Source organism: Streptomyces sp. AM25, from assembly GCF_058146165.1.
In genome coordinates, this window is the sequence record NZ_JBKIWN010000013.1 from 82182 (window position 1) to 98957 (window position 16776).

Genomic DNA, 16776 nt, shown 5'->3' on the forward strand with positions numbered 1-16776 from the left:
AACGGTCACGAAAAGAGGCACTGCATGTACGGCAAGGCATTCGCTCCCGAATACCGCGGCGCGCTGGGCGAGCTCTCGGTCAACTCCTCGCTGGAGGAGGTCCTGGCGAAGGCGCTGGAGCAACGGGCCCGGGCCGAACGGGACGGCAGCGCCCTGGAGTCGGCGCATGCGGGGCTCGCCGTGGCCGAGGCGAGCCGGCGGCTCGGCCGGGTGGCGGAGGCCGAGGACGCCTGGCGGGCGAGCTACCGGGCGGCACGCCGGGCCGGGGACCGGGGCGCCATGGCGTGGGCGGTGTGGAGCGGTGGCACGCTCGCCCGGCAGCGCGGTGCACTCGCCCTCGCCCGCCGCCTGCTGGCCCAGGCCGCCGAACTCGCCGAGCAGGGCGGGGACATCGTGGCCCGCGGCTACTCGCTCGCCGGACTCGCCGAGACCGGCCGCATCCAGGGCGACTACCGGGCCGTCGGCGAACTGCACGAGAAACTGCTCGCCGAGGCCCGCCGGCGCGGCGAGGCCCGGCACACCGTGTGGGCACTGGAGGGCATCGCGCAGATGCACCGCAACACCGGCTCGTACGACACCGCCCTGGCCATGTTCGAGGAATCCGCCGTCATAGCCGAGCAGGCCGACGACGCCCGCGGCCACGCCTGGGCCCTGCGGGGCATAGCCGACGTGGTCTCCCTGCGCGGCGAGACGGAACGGGCACTGGAGCTGCTCTCCCGCGCCGAGCGCACCTGCCGGGAGATGCGGCTGGTCAGTGCGCTGGCCTACAACCACAAGATGCGCGGCAACGTGCTCTTCCGGGCCGGCCGCCACGAGGAGGCGCGCGACTGCTACAGCGGCGCGCTGGAGGAGTTCCGGGCCATGGGCGAGCCGCGGGGCGAGGCCCTCGCCAGGCTCGGCCTGGTCAAGTCCCGTGCCCGGCTGGGCCGGGACGGCACGGAGACCGCGGCCGAACTCGACGAACTCTCCCGCACGCTCGGCGGGTTCGGTCTGCAGCACGCGCAGGAGATGGTCGACAAGGCGCGCGCCGAGCTGGGACTCGTGCCCGCCGGTGCGGGGACGGCGGCCTGAGATGACCTCCGTCTCCACCCTCCCGCACACCCCGCCCCCGGCCCTGGTCCGCAGCAGGGACGCGGTCGGACCCGCCCTGCGCGCAGCAGTGACACGGCTGCACCCCTGGCCGCAGCAGATGGCCTCCTACGCGTTCGGCTGGTGCGACGCGGACGGCGCCCCGAGCGCCGGCGGCAGCGGCGGCAAGGGCGTCCGGCAGGCCCTCGCGGTGCTGGGCGCCGAGGCGGTGGGCGCGCCCGCGTCCGACGGCATCACGGCGGCGGTCGCGGTCGAACTGGTGCATGCGTTCTCGCTGGTGCACGACGACATCATGGACGGCGACGAGCGGCGCCGGCACCGCGAGAGCGTGTGGAAGGCCTTCGGCACGGGCCCCGCGGTGCTGGCCGGGGACGCGCTGTACGCCCTCGCCGTCGGGGCGCTGGCCGGGGCCGGCAGCGCACACGGCGCCGCGGCGGTGCGCGAACTGTCCGGCGCACTGGGCGAGTTGGTGCACGGCCAGACCGACGACCTGCTCTTCGAGACGCGGCCGTGGGCGGGCCCGGAGGCGGTGGGCACCGCCGAGTACCGGGACATGGCGGTGCGGAAGACGGGCTCGCTGCTGAGCTGCGCCCTGTCCCTCGGCCCCGTGCTGGCGGGGGCCGCACCCGGCAGGGCGGAGGCCCTGGCGGAGGCGGGGCGGCAGTTGGGGGCCGCCTTCCAGGCCGTGGACGACCTGCTCGGCATCTGGGGCGACCCGCAGGTCACCGGGAAGCCCGTGCACAGCGACCTGCTGCGGGGGAAGAAGACGCTCCCGGTGCTCACGGCACTGGCCTCCGGGACGGAGGCGGGTCACCGGCTCGCCGGGCTCCTCGGCGGGGGCCCGCTCCGGGCCGCCGAAGCGGCGGGCGCGGCACGGCTGGTGGAGGAGGCCGGGGGCCGGGAGGCGGTGCTGGCGGAGGCGCACCGCGCGGTGACGGCGGCGCGCCGGTGCCTGGAGAGCGCGCCGCTCGCACCGGGCGCGGTCGCCGAGCTCGGGGAGCTCTCCGCGTTCCTGGTGGAGCGGCGCCTCTGAGGGGCCGACACCGGGGTCAGGCCTTGGCGTTCACCACGACGCTGCTGACGACCTTGTCGTGCAGGCACTGGCGGTAGGGCTTGTCCCAAAGGCACCACAGGACGTTGAGCAGACCGCCGAAGGGCAGGAAGCCCAGCACATAGGCGATGAGCACACGTCCGAGGGCGGCACCGAAGGAGAGGTTCTGGCCGTCGGAGAGGCGGGCGACGCGCAGGCCGCAGATGCGCTTGCCGAACGTGGCCCCGTACTTGGAGTTCATGTAGGGCTCGTAGAACAGGACCGCGGCGAGCAGGCCGACGAAGAAGATGATCGCCGTGACGATGCCCGCACCCTTGCTCGACGAGACCACGGCCGCGTTGATCACGCCGAGGACGACCAGGGGCACCGCCACGAAGACGGCGTCGAGCAGGCGCGCGCCGAGCCGGGCACCCTGGTTGGCGAGGGCCTGCTCGGGCGGGCCCTGCGCGGGGTAGCCCATCGGGTAACCGCCGCCCATCGGCGGCATGCCGGGCGGCGGGGCCTGGGGGTACTGGGGCGGCTGCGGAGGACCGTAACCGTAGGGGTTCTGCGGAGGCTGCTGGTAATTGCTCACGTGACAGATCCAATCGGAGACCGCGCCGATCATACAAATCGTTTCGGCCACCCATCCAAGATCAAAATGGCCGGAACTCGGTTCCCGCCCCCCTCTATTCGTCCATCTCCCGCCATTCAGGGCGCAGTCCGCCCACGAAGATCGTGAACAAATAGAGACCTCCGCCCGCCAGCAGAGCCGGGCCGAGTCCGACGGCCGCGACCGCTGCGCCCGCGAGCAGCCCCCCGAACGGGATGCCCGCCCAGGCCAGTCCGCTGCTCAGCGCCCTGACGCGCCCCAGCATCGGCCGCGGCACCCGCTCGTAGGAGATCGCCCCCAGGATCGGATTGAGGAATCCCGCGCCGAACCCCGCCACCGCCAGGAGCGCCGCCACCGCCCACAACGGCATTCCGGAGAAGAGGATGACGAACATCGTCGGGCCCGAGAGCACATAGCCGGCGAAGAACACCGCGCGGCGGCGCAGCCGGCGGGCCACCGCGGCCGCGATGAGACTTCCGCAGACCGCCGCCGCCCCGAACATGCTGTTGTTGAGCCCGATCGCAGCGGGCCCGTGCCCGGATTCCCGTGCCCAGACGGGCATGAACACCTGGGAGAAGGCGGCGTTCAGCATGTTGGTGCAGCCGACGACCACGGCGATGGTCAGCAGCAGGGGCTCGCCCCGCAGGAAGGCGTAGCCCTGGCGCAGCTGCCGCCCGTAGCCGTCGCGCTCCTCCGCGTCCGGTGCCTTGCGCCCCATGCCCCGCGGCAGCGAGCAGGCGACGGTCAGCGAACCGAGGGCGAAGCAGGCCGCGTTGACGAACAGGGCGCCGAGCGGGCCGGCCAGGGCGACCAGAGCGCCGCCGACGGCCGGGCCGACCGTGGCGGCGAGCTGCTCGATGACCCCGGCGCACCCGGTGGCGCGCTCCAGCGGGACGCCGGCGCGTTCGGCCGCCTCCAGGACCATGACATCCTTGGCCAGGTCGCCGGGCCCGCGCACCGAGCCGATGAGGGCCACCAGGGCCAGCAGCAGCCAGAGATGGAGCACGCCCAGGGCGTGGCAGAGCGGGACGAGCAGGGCGGCGGCAGCGCTCAGCGCGTCCGCGGCCCAGGAGACCCGGCGCGGTCCGACGCGGTCGACCAGCGGGCCGACGAGCGTCTTGACCACCACGTAGGGCGCCAGCTCGCAGCAGGCCACCAGGCCCGTCCGCGTGGCGCTGCCGGTGGTGACCAGGACGAACCAGGGGATGGCGATGGCCGAGACCCGCGTACCGGTGAGGGACACGGTCATGGCGGCGAGCACACCGGCCAGCGGGCGGAGTCTTCGGAGCCGTCCGGGCGCCGGGGGCGCGGCGAGGTGTTCGGCGACGGTCATGACGGGGTCTCGTCGGACGCCTCGGGCTCGGGGAGGAAGTGCGTCACCAGCAGGACCTGTTCCGCGTCCTCCGGTGCCTCGGTGCGGTAGCGGGATATCACCTCGCGCAGCTCCGCCTTGAGACGCTCGGTCTCCTCCGGGGTGAGGAACAGACGGTGGTCGCCGAGGCCGAGGGTGTGACGCCACGGCCTGGGCATGGACGGCATCTGACTGAGCGCGAGTTGGGTGCGCAGGGCGTGGAGGGTGGCGATGGAGCCGAGGTAGGCGGCGGTGGCCTCGGGCTCCTGGTCCATCAGCTCCTTGTCGCTGAACCAGGTGGCCCGGTGGGCCGCCTTCCACCAGCGCTCGCGGCCGTTGCCGCGCCCCGGGTCCTCGTCGACGAACCCGGCCGCGCCGAGCTGGCGGAGGTGGTAGCTGGTGACGCCGGAGCCGACGCCGAGGCGCTCCGCGAGGCGGGTGGCGGTGGACGGGCCGTGGGTGCGCAGGAGGCTGACGAGCTGGACGCGCACCGGGTGGGCGAGGGCGCGCAGGCCCTTGGCGTCGAGGACGACGTCGGCGGCGGGGTCCGGGTGCAACGGGGCGCCGTGCGGCGGGTGTTCGGTGGTCATGGACCGGGAGCCTAGATCGCGAAGACATCTTCGCAAAGGGATTTTCGCGAAGAAGCCTTCGCAGTTGAACACGGCCCGGGCGACCAGGCGGTGTTGCGCGCGTGGCGCCGCAGGAGGATGCTCCCTGCGCGAAGGAGGTGCCCTGGGTGACGGCGGTCGAGGCGCGGGGTCTGACCAAGCGGTACGGGGACGTCGTGGCGGCCGACGGGATCGACCTCGTCGTGCCCGAGGGCGGGGTGCACGGCCTGCTGGGGCCCAACGGCGCGGGGAAGACCACGTTCCTGCGCATGATCCTCGGCCTGGTCCGGCCGGACGCGGGGACGCTGCGGGTCTGCGAGGGCGTGGCCGGGTTCGTGGAGAGCCCGCGCTTCTACCCGTACCTCAGCGGCGAACGGAACCTCGCGCTCCTGGCCGACCTGGACGGCGGCGACGCGGCGGACCGGATCGACGGCGCCCTGCAGCGGGTCGGGCTCGACGCGCGCCGCAGGGAGAAGGCCGGGGGCTATTCGCACGGTATGCGGCAGCGGCTGGGGATCGCGGCGGCGCTGCTGCGCGCGCCGCGGCTGCTGGTGCTGGACGAGCCGGCGGACGGGCTCGACCCCGCGGGCATCCGCGACATGCGCGCGCTCGTCGGCGAACTCGCCGGGGACGGGCGGACGGTGCTGCTCAGCAGCCATCACATGGCCGAGGCCGAGGAGTTGTGCGACACCGTGACCGTCATGCGCGCGGGCCGGGTGGTGTACTCGGGCACCGTGGAGGAGCTGCGCGGCCGGGCTCCCGACCCCTCGCACCGGCTGCGCACGAGCGACGACGCCGAGGCGCTCACCCTGGCCGGCGGGCTGCCGGGGGTGCGGGTCGGCCCGCATCCGGAGGGCGGGCTGACGGTGCACGCGGAGCAGCCGGCCCTCGACGCCTTCACGGTGGCGCTGGGGCGGGCCGGGGTCGCGGTGCGCGCGCTGCGGCTGGAGGCGACCCCGCTGGAGTCGCTGTTCTTCCGGCTCACCGAGGGCGCGCTCACCGAAGACGTGCCCGCGGAGGACGCATGAGGACCGTGTGCCTGTGGGAGCTGGAGAAGCTCGTCGCCCAGTGGCGGGTGCGTGCGGTGCTCGCGGTGTGCCTGCTCGCGCCGTTCGCCTTCGTGCTGGCCCTGCGCTCGCAGTCGGCGGTCCCCTCGGACACGCTGTTCGGGCGGTGGGTGCACGACTCGGGGTACGCGGTGCCGCTGGTGGTGCTCGGCTTCGCCGGGCAGTGGGCGTTTCCGCTGCTGACCTGTCTGGTGGCGGGCGACATCTTCGCGTCCGAGGACCATCACGGCACGTGGAAGACGATCCTGACCCGGTCCCGGTCGCGCGCCGCGCTCTTCGGCGGCAAGGTGCTGGCGGCGGTCGTCTTCGCCCTGGTCGCCGTGGCGCTGGCGGGGGCGGCCTCGCTCGCGGCGGGGGTGCTGCTGATCGGGCATCAGCCGCTGGTGGTGCTGGACGGCTCGCAACTGGCCTCGGGCCGGGCGGCGGAGCTGGCGGTGTGGGCGTGGCTGACGGCGCTGCCCCCGGTGCTGGGGTTCACGGCTCTGGGGGTGCTGTTCTCGGTGGCGGCCCGGCACAGCGCCGCCGGCATTCTGGGGCCGGTGGTCGTGGGGCTGCTGATGCAGTTGTCCTCGTACGTCAACGGGGTGGACTTCGTCCGGCGTTCCCTGCTGACCACGCCGTTCGACGCCTGGCACGGACTGGCGACGGAACGTCCGTACCACGGACCGCTGACCGAGGGGTGCGCGGTGAGCGCCGGTTACGCCCTGGTGTGCCTGACGGGCGCGTATGTCCTGTTCCGGCGGCGCGACTTCGGCAAGGGGTGAGCGGTGGGCAGCAGGCGTGCACGGACCGGGGCGGGAGCGGCCGCCGTGGCGGCCCTGGCCCTGATGGCCGCGGGCTGCGGTGGCGGTGGCGGTGGCATCACCGCGGCCCGGCTGGAGGCCGCCGTCGGGCCGGAGTTCCGCAATCTCTACGTCCGGCAGCAGACCGTGCTGCACGGCGAGCTCAACGGGGTGGCCCCCGACGGCTGGGCCCGCTGCACGAAGGGCGGTCCGGACAACGATTGGGCGTGCGTGGTGCGGTGGCCCTCCGGGGGCGGCATCACCCGGCCGATCAGCTATGAGGTGGAGGTGAAGCCGAACGGGTGTTTCGCGGCCCAGGGGCCGGCGGGGGCGGTGGGGCAGCAGCGGGTTGTCGGTGCCGACGGGGAACGGCACACCAATCCTTTGTACGCTTTCGATGGTTGTTTCGACACCGTCCGTTGACTACCGGCAACTCCGTTGCGGCTCTACGGTCTTCGCCATGACTGAGCGCACCGCTCGTGATGCAGTTCTTCGGCTGCGGGCCAGTCGTGGCTGGTCGCGCAGTTCCTCGCGCCCCTTGCGGGGCGCTAGAGCGAGCCGAGCCAGACACAGAGGCACCCTCGTTGCCGCCCTGGCCGTCGCCACCGCCTTCGTCACCACCGCCGGCGCCACCGCCGTCGGCATCAGTGGCGGCTTCGGCAAGGACAAGGTCGGCACCGAGACCGCCAAAGGCATCCTGCTCCCCTCCAACCAGCGCATCACCCCCTTCGGTGCACGCCACCGCATCGACAACGGACGGCTGTTGTCGAGCACCGTCAGCCCGGACGGCACCCGCATCGCGGCCGTCACCTGGGAGAACTTCACCGGCTTCCTCACCGTCTTCGACGCCCGCACCGGCAAGGTGGTCCAGCAGACGGGCACCGGGCAGGGCAAGGACCAGCGGATCGGCGACGGCTCCGCCGGCACCGACGCGCCCCTGTATGCGCCCGACGGCCGCACCCTGTGGTTCCCGCAGGCCAGCGACGTGGTGCGGTTCACCGTCGGCCGCGACGGCAAGGTCTCGAAGCCGGTGGTCGTCAAGCTCACGGGCCCGCACGGCAGTGCCCTGCCGGGCGGCATGGCCCTCTCCCCCGACGGCTCCCGTCTCTACGCCGCCCTCAACGGGAGCAACACCCTGGGGGTCGTCGACACGCGGACGAACAAGCTGGTGAAGGAGATCAAGGTCGGCAACGCGCCCCGGCAGGTCGTCCTCTCCGGCGGCAAGGCGTTCGTCTCCAACGAGGGCGGCCGCCCGGCCGCCGCCGGGGACTTCACCAACCTCTCCGACGGCACCCCGCTCGTCGCCGACCGCACGACGGGCGCGGCGAGCACCGGCACCGTCTCCGTCGTCGACCTCGCGGCGGAGAAGGAGACGGCGACGGTGAAGGTGGGCCTGCAGCCCACCGCCCTGTATCTGAACGGCAGTTCGCTGCTCGTGGCCGACAGCAACGACGACTCCGTCTCGGTCGTCGACACCGGCAAGCAGCGCGTCACCCAGACGTTCAACACCAATCCGCTGCCCGGCTCCACGGTCGGCAGCCACCCCAACGGGCTGACGATGCCGGACGCGCACCACGTGCTGGTCTCGCTCGGCCGGGACAACGCACTGGCCCAGTACCGCTGGGACGGGCCGCGTTCGCCCGTCCACTACGAGGGGCTGATCCCCACCGACTGGTATCCGGTCACCGTCCAGTACGACAAGGCCCTGCGCAAGGTCGTCGTCACCAACGCCCGGGGCATCGGCTCGCGCGGCCCCGCCTCCACCGTGCACGACGGCCCCGACACCGAGCCCGCGACCGGGCACAACACCTACGACGACACCGGGACGCTGACCGCCTTCGCCCCGCCCAGCGGGGCGCAGCTCGGCAGGCTCACCCACCAGGTGTTCGTCGACAACGACTGGGAGAAACTGCTGGCGCGCGGCAGCGGCCCCGACCGCAGGGCCCGGCCCGTGCCGGTGCCGGCGCATCTCGGGGAGCCGTCGACGATCGACCACGTCTTCCTGATCGTCAAGGAGAACCGGACCTACGACCAGGTGCTCGGCGACATGGGCAAGGGTGACGGCGATCCCTCGCTGGCGCAGTTCGGCAGGCGCGTCACGCCCAACCACCATGCGCTGGCCGAGCGGTTCGGGCTCTTCGACAACTTCTACGACGAGGGGACCCTGTCGGCCGACGGGCACAACTGGCTGATGCAGGCCGACGCCAACGACTACGTCGAGAAGGAGTTCGGCGCCTTCTACCGCAGCTATCCCTCCCAGGGCGAGGACGCCCTCGCGTACCAGCGCAACGGCTTCCTGTGGGACGCCGCGCGGCGGGCGGGGCGCTCGGTGGAGAACTACGGCGAGTACGTCAGCCTCCAGATGCCGGCGACCGGTGCGGTGCCGTCGTGGTCCGACTGGTACAAGACCTCGCGCATCCTGGAGGGCAAGGAGAGCGGGCAACTGCCGGTGCCGACCGGGAAGTACCCCAGCACCTCCGACATCCCCTCGCTGACGGCGGTCAGCCGGCCGGACTTCCCGACCTTCGACACCGACATCCCCGACCAGTACCGCGTCGACGTGTGGCTGCAGCACTTCCGGCAGGCCGAGAAGAGCGGGAAGCTGCCGAACCTGACGCTGATGACGCTGCCGCAGGACCACACCGCGGGCAGCAGCGGCAAGGACCCGTACCCGACCGCCATGGTGGCCGACAACGACCTCGCGGTGGGGCGGCTCGTGGACGCGCTCTCGCACAGCCGGTTCTGGAAGTCCTCGGCCGTGTTCGTCGTCGAGGACGACTCGCAGGACGGCGTCGACCACGTCGACGGGCACCGGGCGCCGGTGTGGATCGCCAGTCCCTACGCCCGGCGCGGGGCCGTGGTGAGCACGTACTACTCCCAGCTCAACGTGGTCCGGACGATCGAGCAGATCCTGGGCGTCCCGCCGATGAACCAGCTGGACCGGGCCGCCGAGCCGATGTCCGACGCCTTCACCGCCCGTGCCGACACGGCCCCGTTCACCGCGCTGCCCAACCGGGTGCCGCTGGACCACGGGCTCAAGAAGCCGAAGGCGGCCGAGGTCACGGAGGCGGTTCCGCACGGGATGGCGGCCGTCGCGCGGCTGTGGGAGCTGTGGAGCGCCCAGCAGTCCACCGGGGGCAACCGGCCGCAGCTCGACCAGGTCAACCCGGCACAGCTGAACCGGATCGACTGGTACGAGTCCACCGGCTGGCGCCGCCCCTACCCGGGGGACACGCACATCCTCGGGCCCAACGACGTACCGGGAAAGGACAAGCCGCCGCAGGAGCTCGACTGACGGCCGCTCTACGGTGGGCGGATGATCTCTGACGCGTACGACATCGCGCCCTGCCCGCTGGCCCCCGGCGTCCTGCTGCGTCCGCTCGCGGCCGAGGACGCGGGGGCCTTCGCCCTCGCCTACACCCGCAACCGCGACCACCTGCGGCCGTGGGAACCGCGCCGGGACGAGGCGTTCTTCACCGAGGAGGGCCAGGCCGCCCGGGTGCGGGACCTATTGGCGATGCGCCATGCGGGGCGGGCTTCGCCGTGGGTGGTGACCGATGAACAGGACGGCATCGTCGGGGTGGTGAACCTGAACAACATCGTCCAGGGCGCCTGGCGCAGCTGCAATCTCGGTTACTGGATCGCCGCCGGCCACGCGGGCCGGGGGCTGGCCACGGCGGCGGTGACGGCGGTGTGCCGGGCGGCGGACGAGCACCTGGGGCTGCACCGGATCGAGGCCGGCACGGTGACGTCCAATGCGGCCTCGCAGCGCGTGCTGGCCAAGTGCGGGTTCGAACTCGTCGGCCACGCACGGAAGTACCTGCACCTCGACGGGGAGTGGCGGGACCACGTCCTCTTCCAGCGGATTCTCAACGACCGGCCGCCGGCGGCCTGAACGCGGCGCGACAGGGCCCGGACGCCGACGGTGGTGTCCGGGCCCTGTCGTGCGATCGCCTCGGAATCTATGTCTCGCCGACGCACGGCTGTTACACAACAGTCGGAAAACCGGAGGGTGCGGATCATAGGATCGACTGCATTGTCCATAGGTCAATTGATACCCGCTTGAAGTCAATTGTCCCTTTTTACGCACTACCGCGCTCAGTTGGCGCAGGAGATGGGAGAGGCACCTGTGCCGGGGGGAATAGCGCGCCGACGCGCTCTGCAGGTGGCCGGCGGAGGACTCGCCCTCGGGGCGGGCGGGGTGGGCGTCTGGCAGTGGCTGGCGCCCGGGAACGACAAGCAGCGCCGCGCCGGCGAGGTGTCGGCACGCCCCGCCAAGGCCGCGACGACGGAGTCCTTCGTCCACGTCATCGCACACGCCGACGACTCCCTGTACTTCATGAACCCGGAGCTGGAGCAGGCCGTCACCAGCGGCGCGCCGACGGTGACCGTCTGCATGACGGGCGGCGAGTCCGACGGCCGCAACGCCCTGTCCCACAGCCCCGGTTACGCCCGTCTCCCGGAGCGGCGCGCCGACTTCGTCCGCGCCCGCATCAACGGGCTGCGCGAGGCCACCGCCCACATGGCCACCGGCGACTGGCTCAGCCCGTGGACCGTGGAGGCGACCACCCTGCTGCCGGGCTTCCAGGCCGAGCTGCACACCCTCAAGGCCGCCCCCCAGGTCCAGCTGATCTTCCTGGAGCTGATCGAGGCGCGGTTCATCAAGGCACCGCGCAAGGACAGCCTGCGCGGCCTGTGGCTGGGGGCCACCCCGAAGCTGACGACGCTCGTGCCGACCGCGAGCCCGGTCACCCGCCCCTGCCTCTACACCCGCCAGCAGGTCATCGACACGCTCACCGCCGTCTTCGAGCGCTACCGGCCCACGGTCGTGCGCACCCTGGACCCCAACCCCACCCACCGGGCGCAGCAGCCGCACGGCCTGCCCCCCGGCGTCCCGCAGGTCCTGCAGGGCATATCCCACTACGACCACCAGGACCACACGACGTCCGCCCACTTCGCCCAGGCCGCCCTGGCCCAGTACTGGGGACGCCGGCGCTCCCGGCCCACGGCCGTGGAGAGTTACGTGGGCTACGAGGTCTCCCTGCTGCCCGTCAACCTCGACCGGGCGACGATCAAGCACAAGATCGAGGCCCTCGACATCTACGGCTGGGCGGACGGCAAGGACTGCGGCGACCCGGCGGGCTGCGGCGACCGCAAGGTCGGCAACCGCTCGAAGGACACCCGCTGGTCGGACAACCTGCGCCACCGGGCCACCGGCACCCAGCGCTGGGTGCAGCCGCTCCCCGACGGCCGGCTCGCCGCCTTCGCCGTGCTGGACGGGCAGGCGCAGTGCTGGACCGAGACCCGGGCCGGCAGCGGCGTCTGGTCCCGGCCCGCCCGGGTCGACGGCTCGATGCTGGAGGGCCAGGTGCAGGTGCTGCGCCACTCCGACGGCACGCTGCAGCTGTTCTCGGTCCGCACGGTGCTGCCGGCGCAGGACACCCCGCACCACCGGGAGGTCGTCACCGCCCGGCAGACCGGCCCGGTCTCCCCCGGCGGCACCCCGGCGTTCGGCGCGTGGGAGTCCCTCGGCTCCCCCGAGGACGACCCCGAGCGGTCGATGGAGGTCGGCTACCCCGTCGCGGTGGCGGCAAAGGACGGCACGGTCCACGTCTTCGTCAAGGACTACGCGGGCGGCATCAGCACCCGCCGGGGTGCGGGCGGCCGGGACTGGAGCGACTGGGAGCAGGTCGACCAGCAGACGGACGACACCCCCGTGAAGATCGAGGACGGGCTCGACGCGGTGCTCGACGCCAAGGGCCGCGTCCATCTCGTCGCCGCAAGCACCAGGACCGTTCTGCACTGGATGTCCGACGAGTCCGGGGGGACGCTGCAGCTCGCCGGCCCCACCCGGCTGCCGGCCACCACCGGCCCGCTGGCCCTGGCCGCCCTGCCGGGCGGGGGCGTGCGGATGGCCGCGCGCGAGCCGTCCACCGCCCGCGTGGTCGTCTCCGACCGTCCGGAGAACGGCAGTTGGCGGGTGACCGCGCAGTGCCAGGCGATCGGCGGCTACGGGCGGGTCGCGCTGGAGCAGGCGGGGCGCACGACCGTGCTGGCCGCCCGCGACGACAAGGGGCTCGTCCGGCTGTCGGCCGGTTCCGGGCGGCCGGGGCCGTGGCAGGATGCGGGTGTTGCGCATCTGCGCACCGCCGGGTTCACGCAGGATGCGAAGGGCCGCACCGTTGCGGTGGTGCTCGGCTTGGACGGGACGCTCAGCAGCGTTCGGGGGCGCAGCCCCGGGGCTGCGGCGTTCGGTGACTGGGTCGACCTGAACGGGAAGACGTTGGGCGACCTGCAGACGTCGTGAGGTGTCGTCGTCTGCAGGCCGTCCGTGGCTGATCGCGCAGTTCCCCGCGCCCCTACGGGGCGCTCAGCTGATCCGCCATCGCCTTGATGACCTCCGCCTGGTGCTGTGCCAGGTAGAAGTGGCCGCCGGGGAAGACCCGCAGGGAGAACGGGCCTTCGGTGTGGCGCTCCCAGGCGGCGGCCTCGTCCACCGTCACCTTCGGGTCGTCGTCGCCGACCAGGCCGAGCACGGGGCACTGCAGCGGCTCCCCCGGCTCGTAGGTGTAGGTCTCGGCCGCGCGGTAGTCGGCGCGGATGGACGGCAGGATCATGCGCAGCACCTCCTCGTCGCCCAGCAGTTGGGCGTCGGTGCCGCTGAGGGTCTTCATCTCGGCGATGATGCCGTCGTCGTCGCGCAGGTGCACCGTCTCGTGGCGGTGCGCGGACGGGGCCCGGCGGGCGGAGGCGATGAGGGCGGCCGGGGTGATGCCCTTCTCGCGCTCGAGGCGGCGGGCGATCTCGAAGCCGAGCGAGGCGCCCATGCTGTGGCCGAACAGGGCCAGCGGCCGGTCCGTCCAGGGCAGCAGGGCCGCGTAGACCTTCTCGGCGAGGTCGGGGATGTTGTCGATCAGCGGCTCGGTGCGGCGGTCCTGGCGGCCGGGGTACTGCACGCACAGCACCTCGACGAAGTCCGGCATCGAGCGCGAGACGGGGAAGTAGAAGCTCGCGGAACCGCCCGCGTGCGGCAGGCAGACCAGCCGGACGGTGGCGTCCGGGCGCGGGTGGAACCGGCGGATCCACAGGCTGTTGTCGTCGGCGTTCACGGGAATTGCGTTCCTTCCGGGATGGTGCGGTGGCCGCGCTTCGGGCATGCAGGAATGCCGGGGAAATCCCCCGGCATTCCTGGCCGTTCACGGCGGACTACGACGCCGTGACGTCCTGCTTGATGATGCGCTCGACGTTCCGCTCGGCCAGTGCCGTGATGGTCACGAACGGGTTGACGCCGACGGAGCCCGGGATCAGCGAACCGTCGGTCACGTAGAGGTTCTTGTAACCGGCGACGCGGCCGTAGTCGTCGGTCGCCTTGCCCAGGACGCAGCCGCCGAGCGGGTGGTAGCAGAAGTCGTCGGCGAAGGCCTTCAGCTGGCTGCCGAAGAGGTCGTACCGGTACATCGTGGTGTTCGCCTTATTGATCCGGTCGAACAGCGCCTTGGCGGCGTTGACCGCGGGGGCGTTCTGGTCACGGGTCCAGTTGAGCTTCGCGCGGTCCGACGCGGCGTCGTACACGAAACGGCCGCGCTGGGGGTTCTTGGTGATCGCGAGGTAGAGGCTGACCCACGTCTCCACGCCGGCCGGCATGGGGGCGATCTCCGCGAAGACGGAGGAGTCGCTGTTGTCCCACGCGTCGATGCCGAGGGCGGGGATCGAGGACTGGTGGGCGCCGGTGGTGTTCCACACGTGGTTCGCCCGGGCGGTCATGATGTTGCCGTTGGGGCCCCAGCCCCCGCCCACCTCGGAGTTGAGGTTCGGCAGGGTGCCGGTGTCGCGGGCGCGCACCAGGAGTTCGGTGGAGCCGAGGCTGCCGGCGCCGAGGAACAGGTAGCGGCAGGAGATCTCCTTGGTGGCCAGGAGCTTGCCGTCGGTGTCCTTCTGCTCGACGGTCAGCACGTAGCCGCCGTCCTTCTGCTGGCGGATCGTCTTGACCTGGTGCAGGGTCTGGATGGTGACCTTGCCGGTGCCGAGGGCGGCGGCCAGGTAGGTCTTGTCCAGGCTCTGCTTGCCGTGGTTGTTGCCGTAGATGACCTCGGTGGCCAGGGCGGACTTGGGCACCTCGCCGGCGGCCTCGCGCTGCATGTAGCCGAAGTCGTAGACGTTGGGGACGAAGACGGTGCCCAGCCCGGCCTTGGCCGCCTGCTCGCGCGAGACGCGGGCGAACTTGTACCACTCGGTGTCCTCGAACCACTTGGTGTCGATGTGGTTGACGCGGAGCATGGAGTTGGCGCGGGGGAAGTATTGGTCGTACATCTCCGAGGAGTCGACCTGCGGGAGGATCTCCTCGAAGTACGAGCGCTTGGGCTCCACGGCCATGCCGCCGTTGACGAGCGAGCCGCCGCCGACGCCGCGGCCCACGTAGACCGACATCTGGTCGTAGTTCACGCGGTCCAGGACGCCCGCGTAGGGGTCGATGTTCCGGTTGACCACGTCGAGCCAGAGGAAGCTGCCGAGCGGGGCCTCGGTGCGGTTCTTGAACCAGCTGGAGCGCTTGTCCGGGTTGAGCATGCCGCAGAAGACGTTGCCGTCGGGGCCGGGCTGGTTCCACAGCTGGCCCATCTCGAGCATCATCGTCTGCACACCCGCCTCGCCGAGGCGCAGTGCGGAGACGGCCGCACCGTAGCCGGTGCCGATGACGACGGCGGGGACGAAACCGCCGTTGTCGGTCACGGACTTGGCGGCGGCGGCCGCGCGGGGGGCGGCGGCGATGGAGGTGCCCCCGGCGATGGCGGCGGCGCCGAAGGCGGCCATGCCGAGCATGCGGCGGCGGGACAGGTGCTGTTGTGCAGTCACGCGGGGTCTACCTGACCTTTCCGAAACGGTTCTTCAGGGGTGGGGAAGGTGGTTCAGGGGGTGCCGGGGACGGTCACCAGGCGACCGGCAGCCGGTCGGCGCCGTAGACCTGCATGTCGTGGCGGAGCGGGATCTCCGCCACGGGGCAGGCCAGGCGCAGCTGGGGGAAGCGTTCGAGGAGCGCGGTGAGGCCGACGCGCAGTTCGATGCGGGCCAGTTGCCGGCCGAGGCACCGGTGGATGCCGTGCCCGAAGGCGAGGTGGCCGGTGTCCGCGCGGGAGACGTCGAGGGCCTCGGGCCGCTCGAAGCGTGCGGGGTCGCGGTTGGCGGCGCCGAGCGAGACCACTACGACCTCGCCGGCCTTGACGGGGGTGCCCTCGATCTCGGCGTCCTCCAGCGCGGCCCGGGTGGGGCCGTGGTGGACGACGCTCAGGTAGCGGAGCATCTCCTCCACCGCGCTCTCCGTCAGGGCGGGATCGGCGCGCAGGGCGGCCAGTTGCCCGGGGTTCTGGAGCAGCAGGAAGGCGCCGAGGGCGAGCTGGTGGGCGGTGGTCCCGTGGCCGGCGACCAGCAACAGGAAGGCGATCGAGGCGAGTTCCTCGTCGGTGAGCGCGGGGTCGGCGGCGATCAGGCCGCTGAGGAGGTCGTCGGCCGGCTCGGTGCGCTTGAGCCGCACCAGCTGCTGCAGGTGGGCGCCGAGGGAGACGAAGGCCTCGGTGACCTCCTCGGTGGACCGGCCGAATCCGCCCCACCGGAGGGCGTCGCGCTGGAACTGCTCCCGGTCTGCGCGGGGCACGCCGAGCAGTTCGGCGATGACGAGCGAGGGGACGGGGAGGGCGAAGTGCTCGACGAGGTCGGCCGGGGAGCCCATGTGCTCCATGGCGTCGAGCTGTTCGCGCGTGATCCGCGCGGTCGCCCCGGTCAGCTGCCGCATCCGGCGGGCGGTGAACTGTCCGGCGAGGAGCCTGCGGCAGCGGTCGTCCTCCAGGGTCGCCGCGCGCGGTACGGCCGGGTGCTCGCGTTCCCCGCGGGCGCTGAAGCGGGAATCGGATAACACCGCACGCGCGGCGGAATATCCGGTGACGAGCCAGCCGGGGCGGCCGTCGGCGAACGCCGTGCGCGTGACGGGCTCCCTCTGCCGCAGTGACCGCATCTCCGCCGGCGGACCGAAGTAATTCTCACGGACTGTCGAGAAGGTCACCGGCGCAGCCTGGGTCATGTATGCCCTTTCACGAGTGATCGGCCTGGTCGGCGCCGTCGAAATGACCGTATGGAGGCGTTGTGAAAGCTGTCAACGAGATCGATCCCCCGGCGGGCTAACCCTGCGGGTACGGGCACAGGGTTCGGTTACCGCCGGTACCGGTGGGCGGGGGGTTCGGTTCGGTC

Annotated in this window: 14 protein-coding genes; 8 read left to right on the top strand and 6 right to left on the bottom strand. The window is 72.3% G+C overall.

Annotation, left to right across the window (positions count from 1 at the left end):
* Window positions 1-24: 24 nt before the first annotated feature.
* Together ACLHRZ_RS18660 and ACLHRZ_RS18665 are read left to right on the top strand one after the other, a co-directional pair.
* Complete coding sequence (locus ACLHRZ_RS18660; protein ID WP_490419596.1) at window positions 25-1071, top strand: tetratricopeptide repeat protein; 1047 nt, start codon at window positions 25-27, stop codon at window positions 1069-1071.
* 1 nt (window position 1072) lies between these two features.
* Window positions 1073-2122 (top strand): polyprenyl synthetase family protein, encoded by a 1050-nt coding sequence (locus ACLHRZ_RS18665; RefSeq protein WP_490419597.1) that lies wholly within the window; start codon window positions 1073-1075, stop codon window positions 2120-2122.
* 16 nt (window positions 2123-2138) lie between these two features.
* Here the strand turns inward: ACLHRZ_RS18665 and ACLHRZ_RS18670 are convergent, their stop codons facing one another.
* From ACLHRZ_RS18670 to ACLHRZ_RS18680, 3 genes are all read right to left on the bottom strand, one after another.
* On the bottom strand, window positions 2139-2714 hold the full coding sequence (locus tag ACLHRZ_RS18670) for an RDD family protein (RefSeq protein WP_490419598.1): 576 nt from the start codon (window positions 2712-2714) through the stop codon (window positions 2139-2141).
* A gap of 94 nt (window positions 2715-2808) precedes the next feature.
* Entirely contained in the window at window positions 2809-4065 is a 1257-nt protein-coding gene (locus ACLHRZ_RS18675) for an MFS transporter (RefSeq protein ID WP_490419599.1), read from the bottom strand.
* Entirely contained in the window at window positions 4062-4673 is a 612-nt protein-coding gene (locus ACLHRZ_RS18680; RefSeq protein ID WP_490419600.1) for an ArsR/SmtB family transcription factor, read from the bottom strand. The genes ACLHRZ_RS18675 and ACLHRZ_RS18680 overlap by 4 nt, the downstream gene beginning before the upstream one ends.
* Before the next feature lie 137 nt (window positions 4674-4810).
* Between ACLHRZ_RS18680 and ACLHRZ_RS18685 the strand changes: the two genes are divergently transcribed.
* The 6 genes from ACLHRZ_RS18685 to ACLHRZ_RS18710 all read left to right on the top strand — a co-directional run bounded on the left by ACLHRZ_RS18685 (window position 4811) and on the right by ACLHRZ_RS18710 (window position 12847).
* Entirely contained in the window at window positions 4811-5719 is a 909-nt protein-coding gene (locus tag ACLHRZ_RS18685) for an ABC transporter ATP-binding protein (RefSeq protein WP_490419671.1), read from the top strand.
* Complete coding sequence (locus ACLHRZ_RS18690; RefSeq protein ID WP_490419601.1) at window positions 5716-6522, top strand: DUF2705 family protein; 807 nt, start codon at window positions 5716-5718, stop codon at window positions 6520-6522. The genes ACLHRZ_RS18685 and ACLHRZ_RS18690 overlap by 4 nt, the downstream gene beginning before the upstream one ends.
* A gap of 3 nt (window positions 6523-6525) precedes the next feature.
* Window positions 6526-6963 (top strand): hypothetical protein, encoded by a 438-nt coding sequence (locus ACLHRZ_RS18695; protein WP_490419602.1) that lies wholly within the window; start codon window positions 6526-6528, stop codon window positions 6961-6963.
* Between the two features lie 115 nt (window positions 6964-7078).
* Complete coding sequence (locus ACLHRZ_RS18700; protein ID WP_490419603.1) at window positions 7079-9835, top strand: bifunctional YncE family protein/alkaline phosphatase family protein; 2757 nt, start codon at window positions 7079-7081, stop codon at window positions 9833-9835.
* Between the two features lie 21 nt (window positions 9836-9856).
* On the top strand, window positions 9857-10435 hold the full coding sequence (locus ACLHRZ_RS18705) for a GNAT family N-acetyltransferase (protein WP_490419604.1): 579 nt from the start codon (window positions 9857-9859) through the stop codon (window positions 10433-10435).
* Window positions 10436-10705: 270 nt separating this feature from the next.
* Window positions 10706-12847 carry a PIG-L family deacetylase gene (locus tag ACLHRZ_RS18710; protein ID WP_490419605.1) on the top strand — a complete coding sequence of 714 codons (2142 nt, stop codon included), beginning with the start codon at window positions 10706-10708 and terminating at the stop codon, window positions 12845-12847.
* Window positions 12848-12899: 52 nt separating this feature from the next.
* On the opposite strand, the gene ACLHRZ_RS18715 is transcribed toward ACLHRZ_RS18710, so the two are convergent.
* From ACLHRZ_RS18715 to ACLHRZ_RS18725, 3 genes are all read right to left on the bottom strand, one after another.
* Window positions 12900-13697, bottom strand: a complete 798-nt coding sequence (locus ACLHRZ_RS18715; RefSeq protein ID WP_490419606.1) for a thioesterase II family protein — start codon at window positions 13695-13697, stop codon at window positions 12900-12902.
* A gap of 49 nt (window positions 13698-13746) precedes the next feature.
* Window positions 13747-15357 carry a GMC oxidoreductase gene (locus tag ACLHRZ_RS18720; RefSeq protein WP_490419672.1) on the bottom strand — a complete coding sequence of 537 codons (1611 nt, stop codon included), beginning with the start codon at window positions 15355-15357 and terminating at the stop codon, window positions 13747-13749.
* Between the two features lie 106 nt (window positions 15358-15463).
* The gene (locus ACLHRZ_RS18725; protein ID WP_490419607.1) at window positions 15464-16591 is read right to left on the bottom strand and encodes a cytochrome P450; all 1128 of its coding nucleotides are present in this window, start codon (window positions 16589-16591) and stop codon (window positions 15464-15466) included.
* Window positions 16592-16776 lie beyond the last annotated feature (185 nt).